Source organism: Archangium sp. (assembly GCF_057119385.1).
Window position 1 is genome coordinate 47,998 of the sequence record NZ_DBNGVP010000003.1, and the last position, 21,781, is coordinate 69,778.

13 protein-coding genes are annotated in these 21,781 nt (G+C 69.3%); 7 read left to right on the top strand and 6 right to left on the bottom strand.

Annotated elements, in window-relative coordinates; translation table 11 throughout:
• The first annotated feature begins 9 nt into the window (after positions 1–9).
• The 5 genes from AC16DP_RS01370 (at position 10) to AC16DP_RS01390 (ending at position 9,875) form a co-directional block, all read left to right on the top strand.
• Positions 10–3,264, top strand: coding sequence for a hypothetical protein (locus tag AC16DP_RS01370; protein WP_329726011.1), 3,255 nt, complete (start codon positions 10–12; stop codon positions 3,262–3,264).
• A 94-nt stretch (positions 3,265–3,358) separates the two neighbouring features.
• Positions 3,359–3,991 carry a hypothetical protein gene (locus AC16DP_RS01375; protein WP_329726010.1) on the top strand — a complete coding sequence of 211 codons (633 nt, stop codon included), beginning with the start codon at positions 3,359–3,361 and terminating at the stop codon, positions 3,989–3,991.
• Between the two features lie 28 nt (positions 3,992–4,019).
• Complete coding sequence (locus tag AC16DP_RS01380) at positions 4,020–5,975, top strand: ATP-binding protein (RefSeq protein ID WP_329726009.1); 1,956 nt, start codon at positions 4,020–4,022, stop codon at positions 5,973–5,975.
• Between the two features lie 18 nt (positions 5,976–5,993).
• Positions 5,994–7,691 carry a nidogen-like domain-containing protein gene (locus AC16DP_RS01385; RefSeq protein ID WP_329726008.1) on the top strand — a complete coding sequence of 566 codons (1,698 nt, stop codon included), beginning with the start codon at positions 5,994–5,996 and terminating at the stop codon, positions 7,689–7,691.
• A 609-nt stretch (positions 7,692–8,300) separates the two neighbouring features.
• The gene (locus AC16DP_RS01390; RefSeq protein WP_329726007.1) at positions 8,301–9,875 is read left to right on the top strand and encodes an SDR family NAD(P)-dependent oxidoreductase; all 1,575 of its coding nucleotides are present in this window, start codon (positions 8,301–8,303) and stop codon (positions 9,873–9,875) included.
• Between the two features lie 27 nt (positions 9,876–9,902).
• On the opposite strand, the gene AC16DP_RS01395 is transcribed toward AC16DP_RS01390, so the two are convergent.
• The 3 genes from AC16DP_RS01395 to AC16DP_RS01405 are packed head-to-tail and all read right to left on the bottom strand — an operon-like array spanning position 9,903 to position 15,913.
• Entirely contained in the window at positions 9,903–12,035 is a 2,133-nt protein-coding gene (locus tag AC16DP_RS01395) for an ABC transporter ATP-binding protein (protein WP_329726006.1), read from the bottom strand.
• A complete protein-coding gene (locus AC16DP_RS01400) occupies positions 12,019–14,721 on the bottom strand; it encodes an ATP-binding cassette domain-containing protein (RefSeq protein ID WP_329726005.1) in 2,703 nt (900 codons plus the stop codon). The genes AC16DP_RS01395 and AC16DP_RS01400 overlap by 17 nt, the downstream gene beginning before the upstream one ends.
• Positions 14,722–14,725: 4 nt before the next feature.
• On the bottom strand, positions 14,726–15,913 hold the full coding sequence (locus AC16DP_RS01405; RefSeq protein ID WP_329726004.1) for an HlyD family secretion protein: 1,188 nt from the start codon (positions 15,911–15,913) through the stop codon (positions 14,726–14,728).
• 295 nt (positions 15,914–16,208) lie between these two features.
• On the opposite strand from AC16DP_RS01405, the gene AC16DP_RS01410 reads away from it, so the two are divergent.
• Both AC16DP_RS01410 and AC16DP_RS01415 read left to right on the top strand, forming a co-directional pair.
• Positions 16,209–18,041 carry a hypothetical protein gene (locus AC16DP_RS01410; protein WP_329726003.1) on the top strand — a complete coding sequence of 611 codons (1,833 nt, stop codon included), beginning with the start codon at positions 16,209–16,211 and terminating at the stop codon, positions 18,039–18,041.
• A gap of 61 nt (positions 18,042–18,102) precedes the next feature.
• Positions 18,103–18,231, top strand: coding sequence for a hypothetical protein (locus AC16DP_RS01415; protein ID WP_329726002.1), 129 nt, complete (start codon positions 18,103–18,105; stop codon positions 18,229–18,231).
• A gap of 78 nt (positions 18,232–18,309) precedes the next feature.
• Here the strand turns inward: AC16DP_RS01415 and AC16DP_RS01420 are convergent, their stop codons facing one another.
• From AC16DP_RS01420 to AC16DP_RS01430, 3 genes are read right to left on the bottom strand one after another with little or no spacing between them, the layout of a single operon-like run.
• Positions 18,310–19,482 (bottom strand): ABC transporter permease, encoded by a 1,173-nt coding sequence (locus AC16DP_RS01420; protein WP_329726001.1) that lies wholly within the window; start codon positions 19,480–19,482, stop codon positions 18,310–18,312.
• Positions 19,479–20,213, bottom strand: coding sequence for an ABC transporter ATP-binding protein (locus AC16DP_RS01425; RefSeq protein WP_329726000.1), 735 nt, complete (start codon positions 20,211–20,213; stop codon positions 19,479–19,481). The genes AC16DP_RS01420 and AC16DP_RS01425 overlap by 4 nt, the downstream gene beginning before the upstream one ends.
• A 1-nt stretch (position 20,214) precedes the next feature.
• A complete protein-coding gene (locus AC16DP_RS01430) occupies positions 20,215–21,732 on the bottom strand; it encodes an alpha/beta hydrolase (RefSeq protein WP_414640668.1) in 1,518 nt (505 codons plus the stop codon).
• Positions 21,733–21,781 lie beyond the last annotated feature (49 nt).

Genomic DNA, 21,781 nt, shown 5'->3' on the forward strand with positions numbered 1-21,781 from the left:
GGAACGCGCATGGCCTTTGAACCCGTTCGCAAGCCGTCCGCCAGTTCCTCGCCGGCCTCCGTGCAGGAGGGGCGCCGGAAGCAACCCCAGGGGAACGTCTCCACGGCCCGGAGCCGCGAGAGCACCCTCCCGCGCTACCTGCGGGACGAGCTCCAACAGGCGCCCAAGACGAACCCGAAGGCCCAGCCGGGCGAGATCGACTTGAGCAAGGGGATGCTGGACGCCTCCACCGTGCGGCTCGACGAGAACGGGAGGGCCATGGCCCGGCTCGGGAATCTCGCCGCGGGTGAGCTCGAGCTCGTTGAGGGCGAGGGCGGCTACAGCACCACGGGCCAGGGCGCGGCACTGCCGCTCTCCCTGCCCCCGCTCGACGGCATCCTCGGCGGGAGGCTGGTGCTGGTGGTGAGCATCGAGAACAACGTGATCACCGGCCATGCCGCCCTCGGCAAACCCGGACGCGCGGTGCCCCGGAACGACTCGTCCTTGCTGGGGATGCTCGGCAAGGAGCCTGAAGCCCTGGGCCTCCAGGGCCTGTCGAAGCTGGGCATCAAGTCGATCCACAACACGCTGGAGAACGGAGTCCTGAAGCTGGGCGCCGAGTCGGTGGACTTCACCTTGAGCGGCTTCGTCACCGGCAGCGGACAGCTCGGCTTCGAGAATGGCCAGGTGAGCTTCGGCGGCCAGGCTGAGGTCAAGCTCCCCGGTGGCTCGGGCGGCAAGCTCCAGGTGAGCTACAGCCCCGAGACGGGCCTGTCCGGCGAGACGCACCTGGAGGTGTCCATCGGCAAGGTGTCCGGTGGGGCCGACGCGCGGCTGAACCAGGGGGTGCTCGACATCCAGGGAACGGCCAGCTACGCGGGCGACCGGCTCAAGGGCAGCATCACACTGCTCGCCACGGATGCGGCCACCGCGCGCGACATCACGACGAAGGACCCACAGGCCGGCGGACTTCCCACGCCGGGTGGCGAGGGTGCTCCAAGCGCGGCCCCAGGAGCCGCGAGCCCGGGCGCGGCCGGAGCGCAGGCGAAACCAGGACCGCGCGCCTTCTGCGGCTGGGGCGAGCTGGACTTCTCGCTGACGGAGTGGCTCACCGGCAAGGCGAAGGTGGTGGTGGGCAGCACGGGTGAGGCCACCGTGCGAGGGGAGATCGCCCCGCCCAAGGAGATCATCCTCTTCGAGCAGAAGGAGTGGACGAAGAGCCTGCTGAAGCTGGAGGCGCGAGCGGCCTATGGGTTGCCGGTGGTGGGCAACGTGTTCGTGTTCGCCAACGTCGGGCTGGAGGCACTGGCCACCATCGGACCCGGCAAGCTCTACAACATCAAGCTGTCGGGGCAGTACTCGACGGACAAGCGGGTGGACAAGGAGCTGAACCTGCAGGCGACGCTGAACATCTCGGCGTTCGCGGGCCTGCGGCTGCGGGCCGAGGGTGGCGTGGGCGTCGAGCTGCTCGGCCACGACATCAAGGCGGGCGTGGGAGTGTGGGCGCTGACGGGAGTGAGAGGCTACGTGGAGGCCACGCCCATCATCGGCTACCGGCAGAAGGCGGGTGCGGCGGGGGAGTTCTACATTCAGGGCCACATGGAGCTGGCGGCGCAGCCCTTCCTGGGGCTGGGGGGAGACCTGTTCTTCGAGGTGGACAGCCCGTGGTGGTCGCCGCTGCCGGACGACAAGTGGACGTGGCCGCTGGGGAGCCTGGAGTACCCGCTGCCGGGGGAGTTCGGAATCGGGGCGGACGTGGAGCACGTGCTGGGCTCCAAGCAGTGGCCGGCGGTGAAGTTCACGGAGGTGGAGTTCGACGGCGGCAAATTCATGAGCGACCTGCTCAGCCAGAGCGTGCCGGGCAAGAGCAAGGGCGGCGAGGACCACCAGCCGGCGAAGTGGGACGAGGGAGGAGCGGCGGCCGCACCCGCCGGTGGCAAGAAAGGCGCGGGTGGCAAGAGTGCCTCCGCTCCCGCGAAGGCGCCCGCCCCAGGTGGGAAGAAGGGAAGCAAGAAGAGCGCGAGTACGAAACCCGCAGAGGACAAGATCAGACCTGGCAAAGACAGCAAGGGGAAGCCAGGGAAAGGCAAGCCGGGCAAGGACGAGGGCGAGAGGGTTGGCGAGGAGGGTGGAGAGACGGTCCCCAAGACGCTTGTCGAACCGCATTCGGCCACCATGAACAAGGTGTCGCCCGCCCTGGCCAGGGAGTTGGCCACGATCAAATCGGGGTCTGTTGTCTACAAGGCCGGAGGCGATCCCAGGCAGGTAACGAAGAAACTGCTCGCGGAGCACCAAGATGCTCGATACGACAGGCCGAGCGGGCAGCTCACGCTTCCGCCAGTCAAGCACGACCCCCTCGAGAGGTCGGAGTCCGTAGCAGAGGTGGGAGCAAAGATCGCCCAGCAGACGGGAGTTTCGAAGGTGATGGTGACCCGCTCCGATAGGGGGATCAGCTTCGATGGCAACATCAATCCCACGGTCGTGGGTCTTGCGACGTATTCAGGCGCACTGAAGAACCTGGATCCTTTGATCAAGGAGATCGAGAAGCACGCCCAGAACCTACTTCCCTCGCAGCAATTCTTCCGCTCCATCTGCCGGGAAGCCGCGGACCGGCACGGAGCAACCGTCACCTTCGACGAACCAGCATGGCCAGCATACAAGACCACGGCTCATTTCAAGCATGGGGTCAGCGGCGAGACCTTCGATGCCGAGATCGTTCAGATCTACAAGGATGATGTCTGCCCCGCTTGCGGCACCGTCACCGAAACCATCGGCTCGGGAGGAGCTTTCTCTGGCCGGGTTGGCGACACTCGTCCGCACAGCGTCATCTCCCAAAGCGTCTGGGAAAAAGCAATCGAAGGAGTGTTTCACAAATTCGGAGTCACGACACAGGATCGCTGGGTCAAGAAAATCATTTCCGCGGGAACCAGCACAAAAGGCCCCGCAGTGACAGAGGACGCGCAGTGTAAAACCTGTGACAACGCACAGGGTCCCTGGACGCTCCTGAAGCGTCACGCCGGACACGCCCCAGCCAGCGTTCCAGTAGGCAACCAATATGCCAAGGCCACCCAGGCACAATTGGAGCAATTCACCAAGGACAAGATCGAGGACATCATCCACGACAAGCTATTCGGCATCAAAAAAACCCTGGAGCAGCCGGCGGGAACTCAAGATCGACCACTGACAAGCCAAGTCTACACGAACATCATCAACCCGCCTGGTGGCAGCAAAATCGATGCATTTTTGCAGACACTGCGAGCGGACGTGCTCGCCGCGGCAAGATGAGCGAGGGGAGTGAACATTGAATTGGGATGATTTTCTAGGCAAATGCGGGCACTGGTGCCCACGACTGATTGGCCAAGAACAGGAGCTCGACAGGTTGAGCGGCGAGGTGCCCGAAGCCTGGCTCGCGCTCGTCAAGAGCCCCGACGCGGTCCATGTCCGTGAGCTCTGGGCTCCTGCATCGGAGGTCCTGCCACGCTTCGTCGATTACCTGTCCAGGAGCATTCTCGACGCGAAGATCGGAGTCTGCGGGACGGGCCACATCCTGGTCTATCAGCTCAAGGATTGGGATGAAAACAGAATCAATGGTTACGAAGATGGATTCATGATGGCTGGAAAGCCCACGCCGCCATCGTGCATCGATCGATTCGAAGGAGAGATGGGTGAAATTCCGCGGTCGTTGAGAACCCTGTGGGAGTTGCACGGCTTCGTGCGCCTCAAGAGCGATGAGTTTCTCAAGTCCGTCGACCCGGCCCAGCAGTTGTTTTCCCATACACCCGAATTGCTTCCGGCGAAGGAAGACAGATGGCAGGCGGGGCGGCGCCTGGAATGCCTTGTAATCGTCGAATCGACATACGACCTGATGACCTGCCTGACAAGGCAGCCCGGTACTCGCCGCTGGGATGATCTTCTCGTCTCCGCCGAGTACTGGGGTAACACCATGCGCGAAACACAGTATCGCGGTATCGACGACCTTCTTGCGGACTGGTCGTTCCGCAGTTGGGAATGACAAAAATATCTCGAGCAGGAGAATCCCCATGGGTATTCCCTCAGCAACGCTCCTCACCCTGCGCGACTGCGCCCTGGCGGCCCTGGCGCGGAAGCTCGACCCCTCGGAGGACGACACCCCGGACGAGCTCCGGGTCCTGCTCCGCGCCCGGCAGGGCGTCGAAGCCTCGCACCCCGGCTGGCTCACGGCCGCGCGGGCCTGCCTCGAAACGCCCACCCCCGGCGACGCGCCCCTCGTGCGGCTCGCCCGGGAGCTGAACCTCTCCCTCCTGGAGCTGCTCACCGTGGCCCTCGCGGCGGCCGTGGAGGAGGAGCCCCTGGTGGGCCGTGCCCTCGCCTTCCTCCAGCACCCCGCCAGCACCTCCCGTCCCTCGCTGGGCCTCGTCTCCTCGGCCTTCGCCGAGGCGGCTCCCCCGGGACTGTTTCCACTGCATGGCCTCGCCCATGGCACCGCCGTGCGCGGCGGGCTGCTCTCCCGCTCCGGCACCGAGGCCCCCCTCGCCGAGCAGACGCTCGCGCTGCCCCTGCCCCTCTACTTCGCGCTGCGCGGCCAGGAAGCCTCGTGGCCCGGAACGACGCTCGGGCCCGGCCCCTACCCCGAGTTCCTCCTCCCCGCCTCCCTCCTCGGCCAGGTGCGCCGGCATGCGGACACCCTCGCCGCCCATCCGCGCAGCGCGCTCCTGCTGCGCGGCGGCTCCACGGCGGAGCTCCGCACCGTGGCGGCCGCGCTGGCCACCGCCATGGGCCGGCGACCCCTCTTCCTCGAAACCGACCGGACCGAGGCGCTCGGCCCCTATCTCCACCTGCGCTCGCTGCTGCCCGTGTTCTGCTTCGACCTCGGCCCCGGAGAGCGCAAGCTCGTCCCCTCCCCGCCCCTCTACGAAGGCCCTGTCCTGCTCACCAGCGGGCCGGAGGGGAACCTCGAATGGCCCGAGGGAAACCTTCTCACCTGGACGCTGCCCGTCCCCGGTCAGCAGGAGCGCCGGGCACTCTGGGAGGCGGCGCTGGGAGACGCCCCGTTGGCCGAACACCTCGCGAGCGCCCACCGCCACCGCGCGGGGAGGATCTCCCAATTGAGCCGCCTGGCGCGGCGTCACGCCGCCGTGGCGGGCCGCGCGGCACCGGAGGCACGGGACCTGGTGGCCGCGGCGTGGTCGGCCGAGGGCGCCGGGCTGGGCTCGCTGGCCCAGGCGCTGCCCGAGCCGATCAGCGACGAGGCCCTGGTGGCCAACCCGCCCCTCACCGCCGAGCTCCAGGCGCTGCTGCTGCGCTGCCGTTCGCGCGAGGGATTGGCCCAGGGGCTCGGTGCCTCCGCCACCACGCGCTACCGCACGGGCGTGACGGCGCTCCTGGTGGGCCCCTCCGGCACGGGCAAGACGCTGGCGGCGGGTTGGCTCGCCACACGTCTGGGAATGCCGCTGTACCGGGTGGACCTCGCCAGCGTGTCGAGCAAGTACATTGGAGAGACGGAGAAGAACCTCGCGCAGCTCTTCGCGCGGGCCGAGCATGCCGAGGTGATGCTCCTGTTCGACGAGGCGGACTCGCTCTTCGGCCGCCGCACGGACATCCGCGATTCGAACGACCGCTTCGCCAACGCGCAGACCAACTACCTCCTCCAGCGCATCGAGTCCTTCGATGGGGTGGCCCTCCTGACGAGCAACAGCAAGGGCCGGTTCGATCCGGCCTTCATGCGGCGGCTGGACTCCATCATCGAGTTCCCGATGCCCGGACCCGAGGAGCGGCGCTCCCTCTGGCAGGCGCACCTCGGGGAGGGGCACCGGGTGGCGCCCAAGGACCTGAACCGGCTGGCCGCGATGGCGGAGCTGAGTGGTGGCCACATCCGCAATGCCGTGCTGCTCGCGGCGGTGCTCGCGCGCCAGGAAGCGCGTCCCATTGAGTACACAGACCTCTTGAGAGGCTTCGCGAGCGAGTACAAGAAACTCGGGCGCCATGTCCCCGCGGAGCTACGCCCGGCTGGAAACTGAAGACTGGAGGCAATGCCAATGCCAGACATCTCGAACGAAGCCAGTGGCTCCCCCCCGAAACCCATCCTCATGGACGAGGGCTCCAACGCCTACGTACTGCCAGCCAGTGATGATGGCTCGGTGGGTCCGATCGAGCTGGGATTTCCCATCAATTTCTTCGGAACCTTCTACACCCGGCTCCACATCAACACGAATGGCAGCGTCACATTCCAGGCGCCGCTCTACAAATACATCCCCTTCGAGGTGACGGCCGGAAGCATTCCCATCATCGCCCCCTTCCTGGCGGACGTGGATACGCGGGCGGCGGGCTCCGGACGTGTCAGATACGGCACCGTGCGCTTCGATGGCCACCTGGCCTTCTGCGTGAATTGGATTTCCGTCGGCTACAGCCGGGAGCGCACCGACAAGCTCAACAGCTTCCAACTCCTGCTGGTGGACAGGAACGACTCGGGGCTGGGCAACTTCGACATCGTCATGAATTACGACCGCCTCGAGTGGGAGTCCGGGGCCGCCAGCGGAGGGAACGGCGGCCTGGGAGGCCAGTCCGCGGCGGCGGGCTTCTCCGCGGGCACGGGCAAACCGGACACATTCTTCGGCTTTCCCGGCTCGCGGCTCCCCGGTGCGCTGCTCGACGGCAACGCGGCGACGGGACTGACCCGCACCAGCCACAACAGTTCGCTCCTGGGCCGGCACGTCTTCCGGATGCGCAAGGGCTCGCTCAGCATCCCGAAGCCGGCGGGCCGGAGCCAGAAGGCCAAGGCTCGCATCGTGCGGCTGCTGGATGGCCGGGTGCTCGCACTCGGAGACTGGGTTCCCCTGGTCGACATCTTCGATCCGCGCACCGATACCTGGGTGCCCACCGGCGATACCTCCGCCAACCGCCGCACCTACACGGCCACGTTGCTGCCGGATGGCCGCGTCCTGGTGATGGGGGGCGAGGACAAACCATCCACCGCAGAGCTGTATGACCCGGCCACCGGAACCTGGCGGGCCGCGGCCCCCATACGCGAGGGTAGAATCAAACACACGGCCACGCTGCTACCGAATGGGCGGGTGCTGGTGGCAGGGGGCGAGAATGCCTCGGGCACGCGGCATGCCTCGGCCGAGGTGTATGACCCGGCCACGAACACCTGGACCACCACCGGCAACCTGAATACCGCCCGGGGCGCGCACACTGCCACGCTGCTGAAGGATGGGCGGGTGCTGGTGGCAGGGGGCGAGAACACCTCCACCCAGAGGCTCGCCTCCGCCGAGGTGTACGATCCAACCACGGGTACCTGGCGGTTCACGGGAGTCATGGGCACCCTCCGGTACGATCATTCGGCCACGCTGTTGAAGGACGGACGCGTATTGGTCGCCGGAGGAAACCGCATCGAGGACACCAGCGGCTCGGCCGAGTTGTACGATCCGGCCACCGGCACCTGGCAGGCCACCAGCCGCATGGAACAACCCCGCCGCGATCACACCGCGACCCTGCTGGACACCGGACATGTCCTCGTCACCGGAGGCTACCACGAGGCCGTCGGCATCCTCACGGGGGCCGAGTTGTACGATCCGCACCTGGCGTCCTGGAACCGCGTCGCCTCCCTGCAAGTGGATCGTGAGCACCATGACGCGGCCCTGTTGAACGACGGCCGATTGCTGATCGTGGGAGGCATCAGCAACACCGGCCAGGGGACGTACGAGCTGTACGACCCGCCTCTCTCCCGGGGATAGGCGCGGGGAGTACTCCCGTGGTGCTTCTCATTGGGGAGGGAGCAGGCGGTAGGGCTTCAAAACCGGTGGGGGGCATGGAGACATTCCTCCCGAAGCCGGCCTGACGATGGGGCAGTTGTCCGACTGGCCATCGTTGGGACGGTCTGGGACGGGAACAGCCCGTACACGCACATCGCCTTCGAGTCCGGAAGCGACCAAGAGGCACGAGTAAGGGTGCAGGAGAGCGGCGCGAACCACGGCTCCAAGTTGGAGATCTTCATTGAAGGAGAGTGGGAAGCAGCCGCAGCTCACGCACGAGCAGGCAAGGGCCTTCCTTGATGCTCTCCGCGGTAAAGAAGTGCTCGAAGGTGGCGAACGTCGCCCCAAGTCGCGCGCAGCGCACACTCATTTGGCTAAGGAACCCGCCGATCCGGGCGGCGGGGCTTCTCTCCCGGCGAGCAAGCTTTCGAGAACGCGCGGAGAGGCTCACCGCTCCTTCCTCCCCCCCGAGCCGGAGTCCTCCACCCGCCCCTGAGCGGCGCCCGGCCGCAGGGCCCCCCTCCCACCCACCAGGCCCGGCCCCTCCATGACCCTTTTCTCCCGGCGCCCCGGCAGGTATGCACCGGTGCGATGAAGAACGCCGAGCAAGCCCAGCTGCCCCCGTCCACGGAGACCTCGTCCGCCCTGTCGCTGGAGGAGGTGCACCAGGTCACGCGCATCCTCGGAGCCATCGCCGAGAACCGCATGCTGCTCAACGGCATCCCCGAGGCGGACCGCAAGGCCATGCTGGAGGCGGCCGGCCGCGTGTTGAACCCGGAGCGCACCACCCTCTCCCGGCTCCACAAGGCGATGCGGCGCGAGCGCAAGGAGACGAAGCGCGAGCACGACCGCAACGTCCGCGCGACCACGGAGATCCGCGCCCTGCGCCGCTCCCCCGTCTTCAACGTGCCGCAGCTGCCTCCGCCCCCGCCCTCCGAGGAGGGTCCGGAGCGCATCCTGGAGGTGCCCCGCCGCTGCTACGTGTGCAAGGCCGAGTACCGCAAGCTGCACTTCTTCTACGACACCATGTGCCGCGAGTGCGGGGACTTCAACTACGCGAAGCGGACCCAGCGGGCGCCGCTGACCGGCAAGGTCGCGCTCATCACCGGCGCGCGCGTGAAGATCGGCTATCAGGCCTCGCTGATGCTGCTGCGCTCGGGGGCGCGCGTCATCGCCACCACCCGCTTCCCCATGGACTCGGCGGAGCGCTACGCGCGCGAGCCCGATTTCGCGGACTGGTCGCACCGGCTGCACATCCACGGGCTCGACCTGCGGCACGCCCCCAGCGTGGAGCTCTTCGCGCGGCACCTCGAGCAGACGCACCACCGCCTGGACATCCTCATCAACAACGCGGCGCAGACGGTGCGCCGGCCGCCCGGCTTCTACGAGCACCTGCTGGCGGGCGAGCTGCGCCGCGTCGAGGACCTCCCCCCGGAGCTGCGCCCGCTGCTCGCCGGACACGTGGAATGCGTCGCGGCGGTGCAGCCCACGCTCGGCGCGGGTGGCACGGACCCGTCGTCGCTCATGCCCACGTGGCGCAGCACGGACCCGGCCATCGGCATCCACTCGTCCGCCGCGCTGTCGCTGCTGCCGTATGCGCTCGAGCAGGAGGGCGACACGAGCGCCCTCTTCCCGAAGGGGAAGCTGGACGCGGACCTGCAGCAGGTGGACCTGCGGGAGATGAACTCCTGGCGGATGAAGCTCGCGGACGTGTCGACGGCCGAGATGCTGGAGGTCCACCTGGTGAACGCGGTGGCGCCCTTCATCCTCTGCGGCAAGCTCAAGCCGCTGATGATGCGCGACCGCGCCTCGCCCGGCCACATCGTGAACGTGTCGGCGATGGAGGGCAGCTTCTCGCGTGGGACGAAGACGGACAAACATCCCCACACGAACATGGCCAAGGCCGCGCTGAACATGATGACGCTGACCTCCGCGCCCGACTACGCGAAGGACAACATCTACATGAACGCGGTGGACACCGGCTGGGTCACCGACGAGGACCCGGCGCAGCACTCCGAGCGCAAGCAGAACGAGCTCGACTTCCACCCGCCGCTGGACATCGTCGACGGCGCGGCCCGCGTGGTGGACCCCGTCATGACGTCGGAGAACACCCGCCAGTTCGTGTGGGGCAACTTCTTCAAGGACTACCGCCACACCGCCTGGTGACGGCCCTCGGCAGGCGTAGCGCCTCCCTCAGGGATGCGCGATGACGATGAGCGTGGAGGCACGGGCTTCCACGCACGCCATCACCTTGCGCATGGTCACGGGATCCAACGCGCCAAAGGCCTCATCGAGCACCACGACCCGGGCCCGCTGCAGCAGCGCCCGCGCCACGAAGACACGGCTCTGCTCCCCGTGCGAGAGCTGCCAGCCGCGCTCGCCCACCAGCTCCATCAATCCGGAGGGCATGCGTGCCAGCAACTCCCCCAGGCCGAGCTCCTCGCAGAGCGCCTTCGCGGTGCTCAGGTCATCGGGGGTGGGAGGCCACGTGCGCCCCAGCAACAGGTTCATCGCCAGCGTGCCGGACACCACGTGGTTCTCGTGGAACTGGGGAGCCCCTGCTATCTGCGCGCCCCACCCGTCCCGCGTCCAGGTCGCCATGTCCAGGCCGCCCAGCAGCAGCAGCCCCGAGCCCTGTCCCCGCAGTCCCGTCAGGATGGAGGCGAACGTGGACTTGCCGGAGCCGGAGGGTCCCTCGAGCAGCACGCGCTCACCGGCACGCACCGTCAGCGAGGCCCGTTCGATCACCGCCCGGGGAGCCCCCGTGTGCTTGAAGACGAGGTCGCGCACCTCGAGCAGGGCCTGGGTCTCCGGAGGAGCCACCTCGGGAGGCAGGGGAGCGGCCGCGCCCCCCGTGGTGCTGGCACTGGAGCGCCGGGCGGCCTCCAGGATGGGACGGATGCTGCGGAACAGCACGCGCGCACCCGAGATGGCCAGGACACCCACGGACAGGGAGCCCACGGCTCGCGCCGCCAGCAGCGCGGCGCCCACGCCCACCGCGATCCTCGCCGTCGAGGCCCCCGAGAGCACGGCGGGGAGCGTCGCGATGATCGCCACCGGGAGCAGCCCCCTCCTGGCGAGTGCCGATACCCGGGCCGTGGCTGCATCCAACTGCTCGGAGGCCTCGGCGTAGTGGGCCAGCTCCTGGTCCTCCGCGTCGTGCCACCGCTCCGGCCGCTCCTGCGCGAGCCGCGTCCGGTGGCCGAGCATGCGCTCGATGAGGGCATGCGTCATGGCGATCCGCGCATCCGTCCACGCGCGGAAGCGCACCGCCTGGCGCATGACGAGCACCGCCAGCACGCCGCAGAAGCCGCCCAGCGCCACCAGCCCGTACCAGCCCGCGGGGCCCGTCACCATCACGCTCGCGGCCAGCACCAGGTCCACCACCGCCAGGAGGCTCGCGAAGCCGCCCGTCAGCACCAGCTGCTCCATGCCCGCGCTCTCGAAGGTCCTCCCGACGAACTCGCCAATCCCTCCGCGCCGGGACTCGTCCACGGGCAGCGCGAGCGCCCCCGCCAGCAACTGCCTGCGCATCAGCGCGGAGAGTTGCATCGCCAGCGAGCCCTGCACCCAGGTCAGCGCCGCCTGGAGCGGCACCAGCGTCAGCCCCATGAGCGCCCAGGCCCAGAGCCACCCCGGATCCAACTGCCCCTCGAACGCGCCCCGGCCAATCAACCACCAACTGGAGAGCACACACACCTGGACGATGGCCGCCAGCACGAAGAGCAGCACCAGCCGCCGTCCGGCCTTCAGTGCCCGCAGGTGATGGCGCATGCGGGCTCCCGGAGGCAGCCGGAGCGTGCGTGCGGCGAAGAGGTAGATGTTCGCGAGCTGTGCCCCCAGCAGCGCCTTCCGGGCCAGGGTCCGATGGGGCTCTTCCAGAGCGGTCTGCGCCAGGACGTGATCGACCAAGGGTCCCTGGATGTGCTCGACGCGCGCCTGCGCGGCGGCGGTCAGCGAGGAGAGCGGAACCTCGTGCACCGTCTCATCCGGCGCGATGACGCGCGCGGTCCGTCCCGAGGACGGCAGCCGGAGCAGCGCGATCACCCGGGCGCCCGTCAGCTCCACGAGCGCCGGGGCCGCACGGCTCAACACCTGTTCGACCTCACCGTGGCGCGTGTAGTGCGGCAGCAGCTCGAGCCCCAACGCCTGGGCCACGCCGTCCATCCACTCGCCCACGCGGCTATGCTCCGCGGGCACCGCGCGCGAGAGGGTGGGCAACGGGTTGGGCAGCGGCATCCGAGCCGCTCTCGCCAACGCCTCCATCGCATCACCCGCGCGCTCCAGCGGCCAGACCACCGCCTCCACGTCACTCACCCTGCGCATTCGCCCGCTCCTCCCCACGTCGCTCGGTGAGCACGCCCTGCTCCAGGACGAGCCGCCTCCACCCGTCCCGCGCGGACAGCTCGCGCTGGATCGACGCCTCCTCGTCCAGCAGGGCGCGGTAGTGCGAGTCCGCGCGCGCCGCGAGCGTCCGGGGTGCGTCGTCCTCCACGAGCTGCCCGTCCTGGATGACCAGCACGCGGTCGAACGAGAGCGTCTCGGCGATGTCGTGCATGATGCACAGCAGCGTGGCCCCCTCGAATTCCCGCCGCGCCCGCTCCAGCAGCGCCGTGCGCCGGTCCCGCTCCAGCCCCCGGAAGGGCTCGTCGAAGATGGCCAGCCGCACCCCGGGACGGAGCAACGCGCGGCCCAGACGCACCCGCTGCCCCTCGCCCCCCGACAGCAGGCCACCGCCCTCGCCCAGCCGCGTCTGGAGTCCCTCGGGCAGCGTGTCGAGCAGCTCGACGAGGTCGGCCTGGTGCAGGGCCCGCCCCACCCGAGGCAGCACCTCGGCCGGGTCGGTGCCATAGGTGAGGTTGTCCACCAGCGGCTCGTTCCAGAGCGACACCTCCGGCTCCAACCACGCCGTCTCCCGCCGCAGCCGCCACAGGGCCTCGCCCTCCAGCGGCTCGCCCTCCACCTCCACGTGTCCAGCGGAGGGCCGGTGCCAGCCCAGCAGGAGGCCCACCAGCGACGACTTCCCCGCCCCCGAGGGCCCCACGATGGCGACGTGCTCACCGGGCCGGACCGAGAGGTCGATTCCGTGCAGGAGGGTGTGGCCCGCGGCCTTCACGTCCACCTGACGCAGCGAGAAGCCCACGCCCCGAGCCGCCTCCACGGGCCGCTCCGTCCGGGGCTGTGTGGCCAGCGCGACGGACGTGTCCACCTCGTCCGGAGCGAGCAGCGGCTCCATGAGGCGGCCGGTGAGCGACGACGCGGCGGGGTACTGGCGCAAGCCCTCGGCGATCTGCCGGCCCAGCGTCACCAGGGCGAGCGCCCAGTAGACGAGCAGCAGGATCGCGCCGGGAGGAAGCCCTCGCGAGAGCGCGTGCACGACGATGGCCACCGAGCCCCCGGTGGCGACGAGCGAGGCGAGCGTCTCGGCGGTGGTGCTCCGGCGCAGCAGGGTGCGGGCGGCGGAGATGAACTCGTGCAGCGGCTCCTCCTGGGCGCGGCGCAGCGTGGGCCCGGCCCGGTGGGCGCGCAGGGCCACGGACCCGCGCAAGGCGTCCAGGTAGAAGCCCGAAAGCACGCCATCGAAGTCCCGCATCCGGCGATCGGCATCGAGCAACGAGCGCTGCGCGAGCACGGGGACGGCCACCGACATTCCACCCGAGAGGAGGATCAACAGGGCGCTGCGTGGGGACAGCCACATCAACCCCGCGAGCGTCACGAGCAGCTCGGCGGAGGCGCGCAACAGGGTGACGGCGAGGGTTGGCACGGTGCGCACCTGGTGGATGCCATGGCAGCGCTGCGCCATGTCCGAGACGAGCCGGCTGCGGAAGTAGCGGTCGCCCAGGCGCGGAATCTTGTCGAGGAAGGCGAGCCGCAGACGCAGCTCCAGCCGCCGCCCCAGGTGGAGCGTGCCGAGCGACAGGGGCAACTCGAGCATGAGCAGCACGCCCAGCAGGGCGATCAGCGTCACGACTCCGGCGAGGCGCTGTCCCGAGGTGGTGAGGTACCGCCCCGCGTCGATGACCCCGCGCAGGAGCAGGGCCTCCAGGAAGCCACCCACGGCCGCGGACACACCGATGGCGGCGAGCACCGCGGGCGCGAGCACCCCATCCCGGCGCAGCAGGGCCACCAGCTCACGCAGCGGGTGGGTGGGAGCCTCGCGCAAGGCGGCATCGAGCTCGGGGGGCAGCGGTGGTTCATCCGCGCCGCGCTCGCCGCGCAGCCCACTGACCTTGACGCACACGGCGCCGCGCAGGGAGAGCTGCTCGGCGTCCGGCCGTCCCAACGCCGTCCAGTAGGTGAAGGGGATGAGCTGCTGGGCACGGCCCTCGTCCAGGGCGGTGCGCACCTCGCGCAGGAGTTGTTCGAGGAACGCCACCGCGGTCTCACCCCACTGCACGCCGCCGCCCTCCACGAGCGTCCGCACCAGCCGCGCCGTCGCATCCAGGCAGGCGATGCCCTTCCAGGTGGGGTCCTCGAGCGCCTGGGCAATCAGCCGCTCCGAGCGGGGCCCACCGACGACGGAGGACAGCCCCCGGCGCAGACCTCCGAGAAACTCATCCGTGGCGGCCCACTCGCGGAACCCCTCGGCGGAGACGGGCATCGCGTGGATGAAGAGCTGGTCCATCAGCTCGGTCACGGACATCCACCGCCGCCCGCGTGCGGGATCCATGACCTGGACGAAGGGGCCCCACTTCTTCCAGACCACCAGGAAATGCAGGCTGCCGTTCGGGAGGCTCACCACGACGATGGCCGGCAGGGCCCGGGTCTCGTCGAGGAACAGATAGTCCCGGGGGAGCATGGACTGCTCCGCCTCCAGCCCCAGCGTGACGGCCAGCTCCTCGATGACGTCGATGGAGGTGCCGTCCACATCGGTCTGGCAGGCCTCGCGGAGCCGGCCATAGCTGACGGGGACGCCGAAGCCATCGAGCAGGGACTTGAGGGCCGCGGGGCCGCAGTCCATGGCCGAGGTCTGGATGACCTCCGGAATGAGGAGACGTGGTCTACCCGCCATGGACTCAGCTCCCGCCCTTCGGCTGCTGGACCCGCGCCTGCGCCGGAGCCGAGGCCCGAGCCGGGCCATCGAGTCCCTGCCCCATGGTGCGGAGCACGAGCCGCATCGGCGTGGAATCGCCCACCGCGACCTCGATGGTGCCTGGCAGACCATGCTCGAGCGGGATGCCTCGTGGCAGCTCGTCCACCGACAGCTCGACCCGCACCAGGCCGTCGCGCGCCTCACTGGCCACCGCGACGACGGAGGCCTCGATCATTCCGAACTCCGTCCAGGAGAAGCCCTCCAACCGCATGCGCGCCCGTTGGCCCTCGCGGATCCGCCCCAGGGCCTCCGGGGTGAACTGCGCGACGATGCGCACGGGCCCGCCCGCCACGACCGTCGCGATGGGATCCCCCGCTTTCAGCTGCGCGCCCACTCGCACGGAGCTCGTCTCGCCGAGGACTCCGTCCGCTGGCGCTCGAACGATCCGGCCCTCCAGCTCGTCGCGCAGACGCTCCAGGGTGGCGCGCGCGACACGCTCCTCCGACTCGAGCCGGGCGATCTCCCCGCGCAACGAGGCGAGGCGGGTGAGCCGGTCGGAGGACTGCAGGCTCCCTTCCGATCTCACCCGCATCAGGGAAGCCCGGGCGGCCTGCTCGGCGGCCTGGGAGCGCTCCCACTCCGTGCGGACCCGGCTCCACTCCATCTCGCTCACCACGCCCCGCTGGAAGAGCTGCTCGAAGCTGGCCGCCTCCTTCTGGGCGCGGCGCGCCACCGCCTCGGCATCGGTGAGCCGGGCCCGCGCCTCCTCCACTCCCGCGGTCCCCTGCCCCTTCTGCTCCACCAGTGCCAGTTGCTCCGCCGCCAGCTCCGCGCGAGCGGCGTCCAACTGGGGGCCCAATCCCTGAAGCGAGGCCTCCGCCTCCGCCACCTGGCGCGCCTGCTCGTCATGCCCCAGCTCGACGAGGACATCTCCCGTGTGCACGGAGCGGTGGAGCTCCACCTGCGTGGCCACCACCTGCCCATCCACGGGAGCATCGATCGCATACACCTCGCGATGGAGCTCCAGCCGGGCCTGTGCGCTGCGCTCGTAGACGGTGACACGGGCCTGGAGGAACCAGAGGCCCCAGATGGCGATCAATCCCACCGGCAGCAGCCAGAGCACCGGCCGGCCCCGCCGTCGCAGCAGCGCGCGCCATGTGCGTGGGAACAAGCCTTCAACCTTCATGGAGAACCCCACGGAGGACCCTCATGAGCCCCCCCCCACCCTCGTGCGTGATTGCACTGTCCCATCCGATCGGCACCGCGGGGATGGAGGGCACCCGCTGGCTTCGTGAGGGACGCCCCCGCTCGTGAGGCTCAGCCCGCTCGCCCTCCAGGCAGGCCGGACCCACGGGAATGAGCATCACAAAGGCCCTGTCCGGTGCTCAGTCCCCTCGAGGTCCACCCTCGTCTGGAGCGGCCCGTGCGCGCGTGACCATCCCGGGCCCGCTCCCAGGAGCGCTCGCATGAATCAGGAAGCCGTGTCGCAGGAGCCCCAGGTGGAGCAGGAATCCGCTCGGGAAGCCGTGCCGTTGGATCCGCACGAGGTGTTGTACGTGCCCCTGCGGCGCCGCTTCACGAGCGAGTACGTGACGAACGAGGAGGGCCACCCGGAGCTGCTCATCCACTTCGGCTACGACGAGGTGTCCTTCGATGAGCCGGACCTGTTCGCCTTCGGGGAGACGCTGATGCAACAGGACCAGTTCATGGCGGGCAGCGCCACGGCGTGGAGCACGGGAGAGCCCTACGCCTGGGAGCGGGTGAAACGGCTGCTCGAGGCCCTGTTGGCCGAGGGGTTCCTCACGCGCGAGCCCCCGGGGAAGCCGCCCACCGAGAGCGAGTTCCACCGGAAGTTGATGGAGGACGAGGCGCGGCGGGAAGCGCCCACCGAGCCGCTGTGGTGGAACCCGGACTGTGCCCGGGTCATGGAGCGATTGACGGGGCGGCCGTTGGAGCTGGGCCATCTGGAGACGGTGATGCCGGTGCATCGCATCGCCCACCCGGCGCTGGATGCGGAGGGGCGGCACGTGGGGGAGATGAACGTCTTCCCCAACGCCATGCGGATGAAGATTCCAACGGAGTGGCGCATGTGCCAGTACCCGGGCAGCCGCTATCGCAACGAGGCGCAGATGAACGTGACGGCGCTCAAGGCGATGACGCGCTACTGGAAGCCGATGATGCAGGGACTGCTCCGGGTCCGCGAGGAGTTCCTGCGGCGCTACCCCCTGCTCCCGGACGGGCGCTGGCGGATGGGGGACCTGCACGCCCTGGCCTGCGACGTGCTGGCGCTGCCGACCCTGTTGCTGATGCGAGGGAACGCGCCCGTGCCCAACGGCACGCTGGAGCCGGTGCTGTCCTCCATCTTCCGGGTGACGGACGGCGTGCGGATGGTGCTGGCCTACCTGATGTTCCTCCCGGAGCGGCCGATGCCGTACGACACCCCCATCACGCCGGCCGAGCTGTACCGCTTCGTCGAGTACGGGAACTTCTTCATCTCGGGCCGGGGCGTCTGCGCGGGTCCACAGCCCATGGTGGAGGAGCTCTTCGCGACGTTGATGGAGGGCAAGCCCGTGACGGGGGCGCCGCCCGCGGTGCCGGAGTGGAACGCCGACATCCCCGCGGCGGTGGATTACGGGCAGCTCGGGCTCCAGCTCTACGCGCTCCAGTTCAACCTCTGGAGCTACATGGCCCGCGCCTACGAGGTGATTCGCGAGGCCCTGCTCCCGGTGGAGGACGCGCCAGGCAGCGTCCTGGGCCGGCTGCGGGAGCATGTCGAGCGGGACTGGGAGCTCATCCTGCCCACCCGCATGGAGCAGGCGGCGCAGCGGGACTGGGCCGAGGCCCGTTACATCGAGATGTTCGACCGGGCGCAGCGCGGCATGCGGGGCTTCCGGGAGGACACGCTGCTCCACCTGCGGGACGTGTTCACGCCCGCGAGGGACGAGATGGATGCGCGGACCCGCACGCTGCTCCGGGAGCTGCTCCACGCGCGAGCGGGCTCACCCTCGGGGACCCGGAGGGACGTCCTCGACACGGTGGCGGATGCCATCGCCGATTTCCTGGCCATCGAGCGTCCGGTGCTCCGGGCCCTGGACGGTGTCCAGCGTCAGGTCAATGCGCTGCTCCAGCGGCCCCATCCGGAGCGCAAGCTCACCAGCGAGGATCTCGCGCTCCAGCACCGCTTGCGCGTGGGCACCTTCGGCGTGCTGCCCCATCTGATGGACGTGCTCCGGGACGAGGTGGGCATCGCCCTCGAGACCACGGAGGACACCACGCACTGCTCCATCGCCGGGAATTGAAGTCACAAACGCCGTTTCGCCTCTCCATCCATGTGAAGGTCTCATCACAGGGAGCGAACACATGAAGATCAAGACGACGATTCGTGGCGGGCTGTTGTCCACCATCCAGACGGGTTCCATCATCGGCCGCGGCTGCTTGCCTGGAGGAGGCTTCCCCACCCTCCCGAAGAAAACCACCGTGGTGAAGTAGTCCCCGGACAGACGCGCTCGACTCCAGCCGCCAGTGGGTGGGCCCCCGCCCGCTGGCGACCGTGTCTTCGGGAGCGGCTCAGGAGCGGCCGAAGACGATCTTCTCGTCGCTCAGCAGCCGGGAGATGGCCGCCAGGCACACCGCGGCCAGCGCCACGCAGCCCACCGTGCTCAGCACGAAGGGCAGCGCGCCCAGCGGCTCGCCGCGCATCAGCTCCGACACCAGCAGCTCCTGGCCCAGCACCGGCACCACGAACATCCACGTCTGGCTCTGGATGGGAGAGAGCGCCAGCATCATGCCCGGAATCATGGGCAGCATCATGAGCAGCTGGAGGTACGTCTGCGCCTCCTTGAACGAGCGCGCGAACGTGGCCACGAGCATCTGCATCGCCGACGCGAGCAGCGCCAGGGGCAGCACCGAGCCCACCATGGCCGCGGCGGCCACCGCGTCCAGGCTCACCTTCACGCCCAGGTCCTGCAGCGGCACCCGCCTGGCCACCAGCATGAAGGCCACCGCCACCACCACCACCATGGTGCAGGAGAACACCGTGGTGGCCAGCCACTTGCCCACCACCAGCGTCCCGCGCTGCACCGGGTTGAGCAGCAGCGGCTCCAGCGAGCCACGCTCCCGCTCGCCCGCCATGGTGTCGATGGCCACGTTCAACCCGCCCATGAAGCAGGAGATGACGAGGAAGAGCGGAATCATGTTGAGGATGCTCGCCGCCAGCCGCTCCGGTGTGGCCAGGTCCACCTCTTCCACCCGCACCGGCGAGGCCAGCTCGGGCGCCACGCCGCGCGCCATCAGCCGCTGGGTGCCGAGCACTCCCGCGTACTGGCTCAGCAGCGCCTGGGTCCGCCGGATGGTGAAGCGCGCCTTGTTGCGCGAGTTGTCCATCACCAGCTGCACCTTCGCCGAGCGTCCCGCCGCGAAGTCCTTCCCGTAGTCCTCGGGGACGATGAGCACCGCGTCCAGCGTGCCGGCCTGGATGCGCGACTCGTAGTCGGGCGGAGCGTCGGACAGCTGGACGCCGTAGCGCTCCAGGAAGGCCATCAGGCTCGGCGCGTGGGCCCGCCCCACCACGGGCAGCTCCAGCGGCTTGTCCTGCCGGTTCCACGAGGCCAGCACCGAGAACATCACCGCGAAGAGCACGGGCCCCATCAACGAGCCGCCCAGCACGCTCGACACCGAGCGCCGGTCGCGCAGATGGTCCCTCATCTCCTTGCGGAAGACCGCCGTCAGGAGCGCCCTCACTGCATCAACCCCTGGTCACTGCCGATGACCGTCACGAAAGCCTCCTCCAGGCTGTCCTTCCCCGTCCGCGTGCGCAGCTCGTCCGGAGTGCCGTCCGCCACCACCCGCCCCTTCGCCACCACCACGATGCGGTCGCACAGCGCCGCCACTTCCTGCATCACGTGACTGGAGAACACCACGCAGTGCCCCTGCTCCTTGAGCCGGCGGATGAGCGTGCGCACCGCGCGCGTGCTCATCACGTCCAGCCCGTTGGTGGGCTCGTCCAGCAGCACGTTGCGAGGCCCGTGCACCAGCGCCCGCGCCAGCGCCACCTTCATGCGCTCGCCCTGGCTGAAGCCCTCGGTGCGCCGGTGCTCGATCTCCTTCATGTCCAGCAGCTCCACCAGCTCGGCGATGCGCTTGTCCAGCGTGGCGCCCGACAGGCCGTGCAGCTCGCCCGCGTAGTGGATGTGCTCGTGGGCCGTCAGGCGCGGGTAGAGGCCGCGCGCGTCCGGCAGCACGCCGATGGAGCGGCGCACCTCCAGCGGCTTGTCCGCCACCTCCAGCCCGTCCACCTTCGCGCTGCCCCTGTCGGGCCGGATGAGCGTGTAGAGCATCCGCAGCGTGGTCGTCTTGCCCGCGCCGTTGGGCCCGAGCAGTCCCGTCACCACGCCGTCCTCGGCGCGGAAGCTCACGTCCTCCACCGCCGTCACCGCGCCGAAGCGCTTGTGCAGGTTCGTCACTTCGATCATGTCAGGGCACCGGGCCAGCGAAGGAGGTGAAGAAGGGAGGACGCTTGAGGCCCTCGCCACACTTCGACGCGAGGCCCTCCACGCTGCCGCGGTTCACGAAGTCCTCCATCAGCGCGCGGGCGCACCCGATGGAGCTCGTCCCATGGCCCACGCCGGGCAGCGTCACGTGCAGGCTGTGCGTCAGCGTCTTCTTCGCGTCGTCGCCCCACGAGGGCGGCGTCACGGGATCCAACTCTCCGGAGAGCAGCAGCACCGGCGCGTCGGACTTCACGGGCTCGCGGTAGTCCTTGGGCAGCTCGCCCTTCGGCCAGAAGGCGCAGGGCAGCAGCAGGTTGCTCACCCCGGCCGAGCCCAGCCACGTACCCTTCGTCTCGCGCTCGATGGCCTCGGGGGTGATGTGGGGCGCGTCCTCCGCGCACACCACGGAGAGGAACATGCCCTGGCTCATGTTGCCGTTGATGCCGCTGCTCATGCTGTGGTGGATGGCGACGAGCGGCCGCCAGTCCCCCTGCGTGGCCCTGTCCAGCACCAGCGGCACCAGCGACGCCGCCTCGGGCATGTAGAGCAGTCCGCGCAGCACGCCGGTGAAGCCCTCCCGGGTGAGGGTGAGCTCCTCGGGCACGCCGGTGAGAGGGTGCTCCACCTTCGTGTGCACCGGAGCCTGTTGCAGCTGCGCGAGCAGCGCCTCGAAGCGGCCCCGCAGGTCCGGGTAGCGCTTCTTGCACTCGGCGTCCTGCTCGCAATGGGTGAAGAGGAGCTCCAGGGCGCGCTGGCTGTCGCGCGCGACGTAGAGGGGCAGCAGCAGCGACATGGGCGCCACGCCCTCGAGGATGGCCGTGCGCACGTGCTCCGGGTGCTGGCGCATGTACACCAGCGCCGCGCGCGTGCCGTAGGAGACGCCGTACAGGTTCAGCTTCTGGTAGCCGAGCGCCTCGCGCACCTCGTCCAGGTCGTCCATGGCGACGGGCGTGGTGTACAGGCGCACGTCCGCGTCGTAGCCCGCCAGGCACTTGCGGAACTCCTCTTCATAGAAGTTGGAGTCGAACTGTTTGGCCAGCGGCGCATCGGGAGGCACGGGGTCGCACGCGAGCGGCCGCGAGTCTCCGGTGCCGCGCTGGTCCACGAAGACGAGGTCGCGGTTGCGCTGGATGCGCTCGAGCACGGGCACCATGTGTCCGGCGAGCTTCGCGGCGCCCTGTCCGGGGCCACCGGCCAGCAGCACGAGCGGGTCCGGCGCGGGCGAGGCCGCGAGCGCCGGCACCACCACCACCTTGAGCGGCACCTTGCGGCCCTTCTTCGCCGCGCGGTCCTCCCACACCTCGTGGGTGCCACACAGGGCCTGGCGTCCCACGCCCTCCAGCCGGCAGGGCTCGAGGGCCATCTTGCGCGAGGTCTCCGCACCCGCACTCCGTGTACAGGCGGGCAGCGACAGCAGGGCACACAGGGCGGCGAGGAGGAGCCGGGAACCGGAGTCGAGCTTTCTCACGGCACCAGACTTACCACCGCTCCCCGGCCCCATGCATGTTGTCACACGGAGAGTGGCGGTCCGCTCCACGAGCCGGTTTGAA

Excerpts from the sequence above, each read along its gene's own strand:
- AC16DP_RS01425 (WP_329726000.1), bottom strand. The coding sequence starts at position 20,213 with ATGATCGAAGTGACGAACCTGCACAAGCGCTTCGGCGCGGTGACGGCG.
- AC16DP_RS01400 (WP_329726005.1), bottom strand. The coding sequence starts at position 14,721 with ATGGCGGGTAGACCACGTCTCCTCATTCCGGAGGTCATCCAGACCTCG.
- AC16DP_RS01415 (WP_329726002.1), top strand. The coding sequence starts at position 18,103 with ATGAAGATCAAGACGACGATTCGTGGCGGGCTGTTGTCCACCATCCAG.
- AC16DP_RS01410 (WP_329726003.1), top strand. The coding sequence starts at position 16,209 with ATGAATCAGGAAGCCGTGTCGCAGGAGCCCCAGGTGGAGCAGGAATCC.
- AC16DP_RS01380 (WP_329726009.1), top strand. The coding sequence starts at position 4,020 with ATGGGTATTCCCTCAGCAACGCTCCTCACCCTGCGCGACTGCGCCCTG.
- AC16DP_RS01385 (WP_329726008.1), top strand. The coding sequence starts at position 5,994 with ATGCCAGACATCTCGAACGAAGCCAGTGGCTCCCCCCCGAAACCCATC.
- AC16DP_RS01390 (WP_329726007.1), top strand. The coding sequence starts at position 8,301 with ATGAAGAACGCCGAGCAAGCCCAGCTGCCCCCGTCCACGGAGACCTCG.
- AC16DP_RS01395 (WP_329726006.1), bottom strand. The coding sequence starts at position 12,035 with ATGCGCAGGGTGAGTGACGTGGAGGCGGTGGTCTGGCCGCTGGAGCGC.
- AC16DP_RS01370 (WP_329726011.1), top strand. The coding sequence starts at position 10 with ATGGCCTTTGAACCCGTTCGCAAGCCGTCCGCCAGTTCCTCGCCGGCC.
- AC16DP_RS01430 (WP_414640668.1), bottom strand. The coding sequence starts at position 21,732 with ATGGGGCCGGGGAGCGGTGGTAAGTCTGGTGCCGTGAGAAAGCTCGAC.